This window comes from Deltaproteobacteria bacterium, from assembly GCA_003696105.1.
In the GTDB taxonomy this organism is placed as follows: Bacteria; Myxococcota_A; Polyangia; order Haliangiales; family J016; genus J016.
In genome coordinates, this window is the sequence record RFGE01000205.1 from 1 (window position 1) to 10868 (window position 10868).

Annotated in this window: 8 protein-coding genes; 3 read left to right on the forward strand and 5 right to left on the reverse strand. The window is 70.8% G+C overall.

The window, feature by feature from the left end:
- The first annotated feature begins 94 nt into the window (after positions 1-94).
- From D6689_13775 to greA, 3 genes are read left to right on the forward strand one after another with little or no spacing between them, the layout of a single operon-like run.
- Positions 95-823: a hypothetical protein gene (locus D6689_13775; GenBank protein RMH40441.1), complete on the forward strand. Its 729-nt coding sequence runs from the start codon at positions 95-97 to the stop codon at positions 821-823.
- Positions 823-4041 (forward strand): carbamoyl-phosphate synthase large subunit, encoded by a 3219-nt coding sequence (locus D6689_13780; GenBank protein RMH40442.1) that lies wholly within the window; start codon positions 823-825, stop codon positions 4039-4041. Before D6689_13775 ends, D6689_13780 begins: the two co-directional genes overlap by 1 nt.
- A 16-nt stretch (positions 4042-4057) precedes the next feature.
- Complete coding sequence (gene greA / locus D6689_13785) at positions 4058-4543, forward strand: transcription elongation factor GreA (GenBank protein RMH40443.1); 486 nt, start codon at positions 4058-4060, stop codon at positions 4541-4543.
- 38 nt (positions 4544-4581) lie between these two features.
- On the opposite strand, the gene D6689_13790 is transcribed toward greA, so the two are convergent.
- From D6689_13790 to D6689_13810, 5 genes are all read right to left on the reverse strand, one after another.
- Positions 4582-7416, reverse strand: coding sequence for a TonB-dependent receptor (locus D6689_13790; protein RMH40444.1), 2835 nt, complete (start codon positions 7414-7416; stop codon positions 4582-4584).
- 679 nt (positions 7417-8095) lie between these two features.
- Positions 8096-8818 carry a hypothetical protein gene (locus D6689_13795; GenBank protein RMH40445.1) on the reverse strand — a complete coding sequence of 241 codons (723 nt, stop codon included), beginning with the start codon at positions 8816-8818 and terminating at the stop codon, positions 8096-8098.
- Between the two features lie 67 nt (positions 8819-8885).
- Positions 8886-9233 carry a hypothetical protein gene (locus tag D6689_13800; protein ID RMH40446.1) on the reverse strand — a complete coding sequence of 116 codons (348 nt, stop codon included), beginning with the start codon at positions 9231-9233 and terminating at the stop codon, positions 8886-8888.
- A gap of 50 nt (positions 9234-9283) precedes the next feature.
- Positions 9284-10285: a hypothetical protein gene (locus D6689_13805; GenBank protein RMH40447.1), complete on the reverse strand. Its 1002-nt coding sequence runs from the start codon at positions 10283-10285 to the stop codon at positions 9284-9286.
- Positions 10264-10868 (reverse strand): HEAT repeat domain-containing protein (locus D6689_13810; GenBank protein RMH40448.1); only part of this gene is annotated, 605 nt, incomplete at its 5' end. The genes D6689_13810 and D6689_13805, both read right to left, overlap by 22 nt.

Below are 10868 nucleotides of genomic sequence, written 5' to 3' on the forward strand. Positions count from 1 at the left end.
AGCGCCCGGGCGGCTCCGATCGCCTTGCCCCGTGCACGCAGCGCCCGCGCGGCTTGACGCTGGGCGTCGATGATGGCTTGCTACCGCGAGCGCCATGGTGTTCGGTCTGTTTTCCAAGGAGCGCTCGCTGAAGCGAGCGATGGACAAGGTCGTCAACAAGTACGCGCAGCACCCGGACCGCATGGCGGCGATGGAGAAGCTGCGCGCCGCCGGCACCGACGAGGCGCTGTACGCGCTCGCCCGCCGGTTCTCGTTCAACTACGACAAGACCATCGAGGACGAACAGGAAAAGCAGTGGGTCTACGAGGTCCTCGTCGCCGCGGGCGAGGCCGCGCTCGCGCCACTGACCCGCTACATGAAGGAGGCGCAGTCGGTCGCCTATCCGCTGCGCGTGCTCGAGCACATCGCCGACCCGGACACCGCGCTGCGCGTGGTCGACGAGCTGCTCGCGACCGAGGAGCCGGGCTACACCCGCGACCCGAGCCGCCGGATCCAGATCATCGACTGGCTCGCCGACTACCGGGATGCGGACGACGCCGCGGTGGTGGCGCGGGTCGCCCCCTATCTGGCCGACCACGACGAAAACGTCAGATTTTCCGCCGCCGAGGCCATCGCGCTGCACCCGCACGAGTCGGGCGCCGAACCGCTGCTGGACCGCCTGCTCGACGAGGAGGAAGAGAGCAAGCGGCTCAAGCTGCGCATCGCCGAGATCCTCGCCGACAACGCGATGGACGTCGGCGCGCGCAAGCACGAGCTCGCCGAGCTGTGCGACGGCGTGCTGGCTGGATACAAGGTTCACCACGAGAAGCTCGTCAAGGCCTGATGCCCAAGCGCGAAGACCTCGAGACCATCCTCATCGTCGGATCCGGGCCGATCGTGATCGGCCAGGCCTGCGAGTTCGACTACTCGGGCACCCAGGCGTGCAAGGCGCTGCGCGAGGAGGGCTATCGGGTCGTCCTGATCAACAGCAACCCGGCGACGATCATGACCGACCCGGAGTTCGCCGACGCGACGTACATCGAGCCGCTGACCGTCGACGTGCTCGACCAGGTGATCGCCGCCGAGAAACCGGACGCGTTGTTGCCCACGCTCGGCGGCCAGACCGCGCTCAACCTCGCGGTGGACGCCGCGCGCGCCGGCGTGCTCGCCCGCCACGGCGTCGAGTTGATCGGCGCCAGCGTCGAGGCGATCGAAAAGGCCGAGGACCGCGAGCAGTTCAAGCGCGCGATGGAGGCCATCGGCATCAAGGTCGCGCGGTCCGTCTACGTCCACTCGCTGGACGAAGCGAGGGCGCACGTCGACGACATCGGCTTCCCCGCGATCCTGCGCCCGTCGTTCACCATGGGCGGCGCCGGCGCCGCCATCGCGTACGACCCGAGTGAGTTCGACGAGCTGGTCGAATGGGGACTCGACCAAAGCCCGCGGCGCGAGATTTTGCTCGAGCAGTCCGTCCTCGGCTGGAAGGAATACGAGCTCGAGGTGATGCGCGACCGAAACGACAACGTCGTCATCATCTGCTCAATCGAAAACTTCGACCCGATGGGCATTCACACCGGCGACTCCATCACGGTGGCGCCGGCGATGACGCTTACCGACAAGGAGTACCAGCGCATGCGCGATGCAGCGCTGGCGATCATCCGCGAGATCGGCGTCGACACGGGCGGCTCCAACATCCAATTCGCGGTCGACCCGCGCACCGGCGAGCAGATCGTCATCGAGATGAACCCGCGCGTGTCGCGGTCGTCGGCGCTGGCGTCCAAGGCGACCGGTTTTCCGATCGCCAAACTCGCCGCGAAGCTCGCGGTCGGCTATTCGCTCGACGAACTGCGCAACGACATCACGCGCGTGACGCCCGCGTCGTTCGAGCCGACGATCGACTACGTCGTCGTCAAGATGCCGCGATTCGCGTTCGAGAAGTTCCCCGGCGCCGCCCCCGTGCTCGGCATGCAGATGAAGTCCGTCGGCGAGGCGATGGCGATCGGGCGAACGTTCAAGGAAGCGCTCGGCAAGGCCGTGCGGTCCCTCGAGCTGGGCCGCTACGGCTTCGGCCCCGGCACCGAATCGCTCGACGAGCTGCGGCGCCGCGTCGCCGAACTCGGCCCCGACCGCATCTACTATACGGCGCGCGCGTTCCAGGCCGGCATGTCCGTCGAGGAAGCACACCAGCTCTCGCACATCGACCCGTGGTTTCTGCACCACCTGCGCGAGGTCGCGCTCGCCGAGGTCGACGTCGCGCGTGCCGGCTCTCTGGCCGCGATCCGGCCGCGACTGCGCGAACTCAAGCGCATGGGCATGAGCGACCGCCACATCGCGGCGCTCGCCGGCGACGCGACCGAGGACGACGTGCGCGCCGCGCGACTCGCCGACGGCGTCCGCCCGGTGTACAAGCGCGTCGATACGTGCGCCGCCGAGTTCGAGGCCCACACGCCGTACCTGTACTCGACCTACGAAGACGAGTGCGAGGCACAGCCGACCGACCGAAGCAAGGTCATCGTGCTCGGTGGCGGTCCCAACCGGATCGGCCAGGGCATCGAGTTTGACTATTGCTGCGTACATGCCGTGATGGCGTTGGCCGACGAAGGCTACGAAACCATCATGGTCAACTGCAATCCCGAGACCGTGTCGACCGACTACGACACGTCCGATCGGTTGTACTTCGAACCGCTCACCCTTGAAGACGTGCTCGCAATCGTCGACACCGAGCGGCCCACCGGCGTCATCGTACAGTTCGGCGGCCAGACTCCGCTGAAGCTCGCGGTGCCGCTGGCCCGCGCCGGCGTGCCGCTGCTGGGCACCTCGGCCGACGCCATCGACCGCGCGGAGGACCGCCAGCGCTTCGGTGACATGCTGCGCGCCCTCGGGCTCAAGGCGCCCGCGTGGGGCACCGCCACGACCGTCGACGAAGCCCGCCGCGTCGCGCGCGACATCGGCTACCCGGTGATGGTCCGGCCGTCGTACGTGCTCGGCGGCCGCGCGATGGAGCGCGTCTACGACGATCGCGGCCTGGACAGCTACTTTGCGCGCGCGCTGGCGGAGATTCCCGACGTCCAGGATGCGCCGATCTTGATCGACCAGTTCCTCGCCGACGCGGTCGAACTCGACGTCGACCTCGTCGCCGACCGCACCGGCGCGGCCATGATCGGCGGCGTCATGGAGCACATCGAGGAAACCGGCATCCACAGCGGCGACTCCGCGTGCGCGCTGCCCCCCTACTCGCTCGGGCCGGACGTCGTCGCGGAACTCGGCCGGCAGGCGCGCGCGATGGCGGCCGAACTCGGGGTCGTCGGCCTGATGAACGTCCAGTTCGCGGTGCAGGGCGACGACATCTACGTCATCGAGGTCAACCCGCGTGCATCGCGCACGGTCCCGTTCGTGTCCAAGGCGACCGGCGTGCCGCTGGCCAAGATCGCGACCAAGGTCATGGTCGGCCGCACGCTCGCCGAGTTGGGCGTCGCCGAGGTCGCCGCGCTCGACCACGTATCCGTAAAGGAGTCGGTGTTCCCCTTCGTCAAGTTCGGCGGCGTCGACACGCTGCTCGGCCCAGAGATGCGATCGACCGGCGAGGTGATGGGCATCGATCGCACGTTCGCGATGGCGTTCGCCAAGGCACAGATCGCCGCCGGCAACGCCCTGCCGGATCGCGGCACCGCGTTTCTGTCGCTCAAGGACGCCGACAAGCCGGCAGGCGTCGACATCGCGCGCCGCCTCGCAGCCCTCGGATTCGAGTTGGTCGCCACCCGCGGCACCGCGCGCCATCTGCGCGAGCACGGCATCGAGGTCCGCGCCATCAACAAGGTGCTCGAGGGATCTCCCCACTGCGTCGACGCGATGGAAAACGGCGAGATCGACCTCGTGGTGAACACGACCGAGGGCGAGCAGGCCGTCGTCGATTCGCGGTCCTTGCGCCGAGCCGCGCTCGTCAATAAGCTGGCGTACTTTACGACCATCCGCGCGGCGCGCGCCGGCGTCGAAGCGATTGCGGTCCAGCGATCGCCGGGGCTCGGGGTCGCGCCGCTTCAGCGCTATCACAGCCTTTCGTAACCGACGGAGGTACGACATGGCAGACAAGTTTCCGATGACGCCGCGCTGTCACGCGCGGTTGAAGGCCGAACTCAAGAAGCTCAAGGAGGTCGACCGTCCCGCCAACGCGCGCGCGATCGAGGTCGCCCGCGGCCACGGCGACCTGTCCGAGAACGCCGACTACGATGCGGCCAAGGAGGAACAGGGCATGATCGAGGCGCGCATCCGCGAACTCGAGACGAAAATCGCCCTGGCGGAGGTCATCGATCCGGCCAAGCTCAGCGGCGACCGCGTCGTGTTCGGCGCTACCGTCACGCTGGAAGACGCCGATACGGGCGACGAGGTCGTCTACACGATCGTGGGCGACGACGAGTCGGACATCAAGGCGGGGCTGATCTCGATCTCCGCGCCGGTTGCGCGCGCGCTGATCGGCAAATCGGTCGGCGACACCGCCGTCGTCAACACGCCGGGCGGCCGCCGCGAGTTCGAAATCGTCGCGCTCGAGTTCAAGCCGCTCGACTGACCGCCGGCCGCGGCCGACGGTCGCCGCGGGCAACAAGGTCAATAGCGAACGCTGAGGCCGACGCTCACGCGAAGCGGGCGCTGGCGCTGCAGCGGCTGGCCGAACGTCGGCACGTTGCGCTGCTCGACGGCGGTGGCGGCGTCGCGGTTGAGCAGGTTGAACACCGCGACCTCAATCGCGAGGTCGTCGGCGCTGCCGCGCCACGGCACGCGCCACGAGCCGAATAGATCCCAGTCGACGATCGCGTCGCCGCGCAGTTCGCGGTCGTCGGTCGGATCGTTGAGATTGCCCGGGTCGATGCCGCGCGGCGCGCGGCGGTCGAAATAGCCGTTGAGAAACGAGTTGTAGTACAGCCGGCTGTAGGGCGCGCCGCTCGAATAGCGGAAGATGGACCCGAACACGGCGTTCCACTTCGGGTACGCATACGTGAAGCCGAGCTTGACGACATGGCGGCGATCCGACTCGAGCGGGCCGTACAGGAACTGGCGCTGGCGCGGATTGTTGATCACGTACGGAATCACGAACTGGGTGTCAGTGATCTCGTCGAGTTCACTGGTGCCGTACAACCGCGACAACGTGTAGCTCGCCATGACGAAACCGGTGCGGCTCACGTGCCCGCGCAGTGCGAGTTCGACCGCCGCGTACTCGCGGAAGTAGTCTTCGTCGGTGTCGAGGACGAACCGGGCGCGCGGCATGCCGTCGCGGAAGCCGATCACGGCCGAGCCGGTCTCGTTCCACACGAGGTTGGACTCGACGCTGCTGTAGATGTGCGACTGGAGCCGGTAGATGCCGGTGAGCCGCGCCGACAGCGCCGGCAACAGCGCCTGCTCGATGCTGAGCGATACTTCGTCCGACCGCGGCGGCGGCTTCGCCGTCCCGTCGAGACGGCCGCCGGTATCGCCGCCGGTCGACCGCTGCGCCAGGTACGTGTCGAACTGCCCCGTCGCCGGGTTGAACGCGTAGGCGTCGCGGCGCAGCGACTCGCCGAAGAACAGCGGCAACCCGAGCATGCCGGTCTGGTACGTGCGGCCGGCGCTCGCGCGCACGACCGTACTCCCGCGGCCAGTCACGTCCCAGATGACGCCCAGCCGCGGGCCGAGCCAACCGTTGAACGCGGCGAGCCGGTCGCCGCCGCCGTAGATGCGGCCGAGGTCGACGCGCCACCCGCCGTTGAGCCGCACGCGGCCGAGCTGCCACGAGTCCCGCGCGTACAGGCCCGCCTTGAGCCCCTGGATGTGCTTGGCAAACGCGCCGGGCTCGAGCGTGCCGTCGTCGAGCTGTCGGCCGGTGCGCTCGGCGAAGTCACAGCCGTCGAACACGCCCTGCTCCGGATCGCACGGGCCACCGGCGGTATAGACGATCTCGTTGCCTGGAAACGCCTGCTCGAACACGACCGCCATCGCGGCCAACTCGACGCCTGCCTTGAGTTCGTGCTCGCCCCAGCCGGTGTCGACGAACCGCGTGCCGCTGGTCTGCACCTGCCACCGCAGGTTGCGCAGGTGCAACAAGTCGTTGCCGTTGCCCGACACGATTCCGGTGTCCTGGTCGACCACGGCCGGGGTCTCGTAGTCCTCCGACATCGGAAACGACGACTGGTCGTGAAAGTACAGGCCGGTCGACGCTTCGACGAAGCCGCGCTGGCCGAACCACTTGTAACTCAGCCCCGACGTGACGCCGCCCGACTGCGTGCGGGTCTGCGCCTCGGCCAGCGCGATCTCCTCGACCTCGTCGTTCTGGCGGTCCTCCCAGAACCCGGACAGATGCAGCGTCACCTTGTGGCGTTTCCGCGGCTGCCAATCGAACTTGGTGAATCCGAGCGCCGTGTTGGTGAGGCGCCCGTCGGCGACCTCGACACCTTCGATCTGCGGCAGCGGCAGGAAGTCGACCTCGTAGGTCGCGCTGGAAAAGTAGGTCAGGGCGTTCTTGACGATGGGACCGCGCGCGTTGACGTTGAGTTCGTACTGGCTCGACGCCTCCTGCCCGGGATGGGCCGCGGTCAGTTCCTCGGGAATGAAGGACGTGCGCAACCCGAGTTCGTGCGTATTGCCGCCGGATTTGGTGACCATGTTGACGACGCCCCCCATCGCCTCGCCGTAGTCGGCCTCGGCGCCGCCGGACATCACCTCGACCGCCGCGAGCGAGTGGAAGTCGAACCGCGAAAAAATGCTGTTGGTGAGCGGATCCGAATAGTTGATGCCGTCGATGAGGATCTGGTTGTCGATCCACGAACCGCCGCGGAACGTCGTGAAACCGAGCGGCCCCGCGCCCGCGCCCGGCAGCGTCTGAAGCAGTCCGTCGAACGAGCGCCGGTCCACCGGCAAGTTGCGGAAGAAGTCCTCGTCCAGGTTGTCGGACAGCGCGCTGCGCGTCGTGTCGATCGGCGGCCGCGTCCCTTCGATGACGATCGTCTCGGTCGCCTCCGGCACGACGCGCAGGGCGACGCGCGTGGTCCGACCGACGTCGACGTCCACGTCGAATGCGTATGCGCGACCGATGCCGGGAGCGTCGACCGACACGTCGTAACGCCCCGGCGGGAGGTCGAGCACGAGGAAGTGGCCCCGGTGGTCGGTGAGCGCCGACTCGGCCCCCGACACGAGCGCGTCACCGGTGACGGTGACGGTCGCCCCGATCGCGGGGTCGCCGCCGTCGATTTCGACGGTCCCCTCGATCCGCCCGGTCTGGCGGCCCTTGCCGGCGCGCGCGGCCGGCGCGAGGCCGACCGCCGCGGCGCATGCGGCGGCGATCACGGCACGGCGCAATGGACGTACTCCTCCGGCTCGGGGACGGTGCGGTCGGCTTCGGGGATGTCGGCGGCGTCGGTGACGTCGCCGGCCTGGAAGTCGTCGGGTACCGCAAAGTACACCACGCGACACCGGGTCGAATAGCCCGGCTCGCCGGCGCGCGCACTCGCGACCGCGGCGCCCGAGCGGGCCGACCAGCCGGCGGGCACCAGCAGGTCCATCGGCGCGACCGCGCCGCCGGCATCCACCGGCAGGTCGCCGGCCAGTTCGAGGTACACGACGGCAATCCCGTCCACCCAGCCGACGCGGCGCGGGATGCGCCCGGCCGGGTCGGCGACGCTCGCCTCGGCGTCGACGATCGCGAGGTCGGCCACCGAGCCGCCGCCGGCCGGCACGAGATCGAAGTCCGCTAGCTCGTCAGGAGCGCGGGCCCCGTTCGGCGGATAGTCAGCCCCGGCCGTCGCGACGCGAAGGCGCACGAACGGCGTGTAGTCGGGCGCGTCCGGCAGCGCGGGCAGCAGCGGCCCCTGGCACGCATCGAGGTCAAACGCGCCGGTTTCGTCCACGCCGTCGCACGGCGGCGGGCCGGCGACCTCGACCGCGTCCGCGACGACCGCCGGCGCGTCGCCCAACAGGTACAGGTCCACCGGCGCGCCACCCGCGTACGCGCGCGCCGGCGCGATCGACCCGCGCAGCGCCGGCGGAAAGCCGCTGCCGTCGGCGAACGTGGCCGGGCGGCCGAACGGATTGTCGCGACAGCCGGCCGCGAGCGCCGCGGCGACGGCGACCGCGACCAGCGACGCGCGCGCGGTCACGGCGTCGCCTCCTGCAGCAGCACGGCCTCGGACGAGAACGCAAACTGCGCGGAAAAGTCGTCCACGGTGCCGTCGCCGTCCGTGTCCACGTCCGGGTCGCCGAGGAAGTTTGCGAGCGGCTGATCGTTGGTCGGGTCGCCGTCGCCCTGCAGATCGATGAGCGTGGCCGCCGCGCGCTCGCCTTCGATGACGCCCGTGAGCAGGCCGTCGGACAGCCGCAGGCCGTTGGCGGATGCGGTCGCAACGACGCGGGCGCCGGACAGCGGCACCGGAATCTCGAGCGGAAACGACACCCGCAGCACGAACGCCACCGGGGCGTCCGTCGTGAACCGGCGCGCGCCGTCGACGGTCGCCGTGGTGGCGGCGGGCGGATAGGTCGGGTCGAACGCGAACGTGCCCGCATCGACCCGCTCCGCCGAACCGATGGACACCGCCCACCTGTCGGCGTCCAGATCGCCGGCGGTCTCGACGACGAGCAGGTTGAGGTGGTCCGAGTCGACCGCGGACGAGATGACGTTCTGGAACCCGACGAGGCCGTCCGGCTTGTCGATGAACACCTCGGTCGCCCGCCACACGCCCGGGCTGCCGAGTACCGGACCTCCGTCGGGAAACGGCAGGTCGCGCTGGAAGTCCGACCGGGTCGGCTCCTCGAACTTGCATGCCGCGAGGGCCAGCGCCGCGGCCAGCCCGACCGCCGTTGCCGTCGACATGTGCGCCAAATCCGGACAGACCATACCACCCGGCCGTCGCGCCGCTCAACCGCGCGGCCGGGCGCCGGCCTCCCCGCTACTCCGCGGCCTGCGCATCCGGCGTGCCCGCGTCGGGCGGCGCCGCGTCGGGTGGTGCCGCATCGGGCGGCGCCGCGTCCACCCCCGCGTCAGGCGGCGCCGCGTCCGACGGCGCCGCGTCCGCGCTCGCGTCCGGCATGGGCTTCGGGGCGGCGTCGACAGGCGTTCCGGACGTGTCCGGCACGCACACGCTCTGGCCGCCGGGTCCCGGCGAGCAGATGAGCCCGTCCTCGCAGTCGGAGTCGATCTCACACCGCTGGCCCTCCCCCTGCTTGCACGCCGGCGCGGCGGCCAGGGCAACCAGGGACAGCGCGAGCGCACACGAACGAGCCGTACGAGACCGCATCGGCTGCCTCCATAGCACGTCGCGCGCGGGCGGACCACCCCTGGCGTCGATCACCGAGCATCCCGAGCGCACCGAAACCCGCGGTCGAATCCGCGGTGGTTGGCGTCCGCATACAGCCGCAGGTAGGTCCGACCGAACAGTCTCGGCTCGGCCCACGAGCCGCCGCGCACGACGCGCATCGGCGGCCCGACCGCCGGCGGCGCCGTCACCGCCGGATCGATGTGCGACAGCGCCTCGTAGGTCGGCGCGTAGTAGTCGGCGACCCATTCGGACACGTTGCCCGCGAGATCGTAGACGCCATAGGGGCTGGCGCTCCACCGCAGCGCGCCGACGGGCGCGGGCCCCGTGAAGCCGTCGGACGCGTCCGCGACGTAGCGCGACGCAAGCCACACCGCGTGCCGGTCGACCGCGCCGTGGTTCGAACCGTCGTCGCGGCGGTGATACCCCCATGGCCACGGGCGCGGGCGGCGGTCGACGCCGCGCGCGGCCTTTTCCCACTCGGCCTCGGTCGGCAACCGCTTGCCGGCCCAGGCGCAGTAGTCGGCGGCGTCGCGCCAGGTCACGTAGACGATCGGCAGCCGGTCGTCGGCGACGAAGCGACCGTCGCCGGTCACCAGCGGCGCCACGTCGCAGTAGCCGGCCGCCGCGCACGCGCGGTACGCGCCGACCGTCACCTCGTAGCGGTCGATGTCGTACGCCGGCAGGTACACCTCGCGCAGCGGTCGCGCGTTGCCGACGAGGTTGTCCGCCGTGCAGACGGTCTCCTGGGCGCCGTCGCCAAACTCGCGCACGCAGTCGGCGCGCAGCTCGCTGCGGGCCGCCGGATCGTCGGGAAAGCCCATCCAGAACGGCCCGGCCGGGATGCGCACCATGTCCGGTTCCGCGCGGACGACCACGACCGCTCGCCCGGCACGTCCGGCCGACGCCATGGATGCAACGGCAACCGATGCGGCCGCCGCCGCGGCCCAGCATGCCACGGTGCGCATATCGCGAGCATAGTCCGGACGGCGCCGCGGCGCCCGCGGCAGCCTCACCGCCGGGTCGCGAGCCATGCGCCGGCGACCGCCGCGCGCTCCGCCGGCGACGCGGCGTCGGCCAGCAGCGCCGCGGCATCGGCCGCCGCCCCGGCGCGACCGACCCGCGCCACGAGTTGCGCGACGGCGGCCGCCCGCACGCGGTCGTCGTCGTCGCCGAGCAGGGCGCGCAAGGCGTCGGGATCGTCCACGGCGCCGACCGCCCGGGCGCGGACGACCGGATCGTCGTCGCCGATCGCCGCCGCCAGGAGTGCGCGCGCGTCGGCCTCGGGCCGGCTCCCCAGCGCAGCGATCGCCGCCCGGCGCACCGCGGGGTCGGCGTGGCGGGCGAGCTCGACCAGCCGCGCCAACGCCTCCGGCCCCGGCACGAAGGCCAACCCCTCGGCCAGCGCGGCCAGCACCACGGGCGACGTCTCCTTGCGCAGCCGAAACAGCTCGCGCGCGAACCGCTCGCGGCCGAGCGCGGCGGACGCGAACGCCGCGGCCGCGCGCACGCGCTCGTCGCGGTCCGCGACCCGCTTGACCACCTCCCAATACGCGGCCCGGCCCGCGTAGCCGTGTCGCGCCGCGTCGCCGAGCGCGCGCGCGCACGCCGCGCGCA

Excerpts from the sequence above, each read along its gene's own strand:
- D6689_13775 (RMH40441.1), top strand. The coding sequence starts at position 95 with ATGGTGTTCGGTCTGTTTTCCAAGGAGCGCTCGCTGAAGCGAGCGATG.
- D6689_13800 (RMH40446.1), bottom strand. The coding sequence starts at position 9,233 with ATGCGGTCTCGTACGGCTCGTTCGTGTGCGCTCGCGCTGTCCCTGGTT.
- D6689_13780 (RMH40442.1), top strand. The coding sequence starts at position 823 with ATGCCCAAGCGCGAAGACCTCGAGACCATCCTCATCGTCGGATCCGGG.
- greA (RMH40443.1), top strand. The coding sequence starts at position 4,058 with ATGGCAGACAAGTTTCCGATGACGCCGCGCTGTCACGCGCGGTTGAAG.
- D6689_13805 (RMH40447.1), bottom strand. The coding sequence starts at position 10,285 with ATGGCTCGCGACCCGGCGGTGAGGCTGCCGCGGGCGCCGCGGCGCCGT.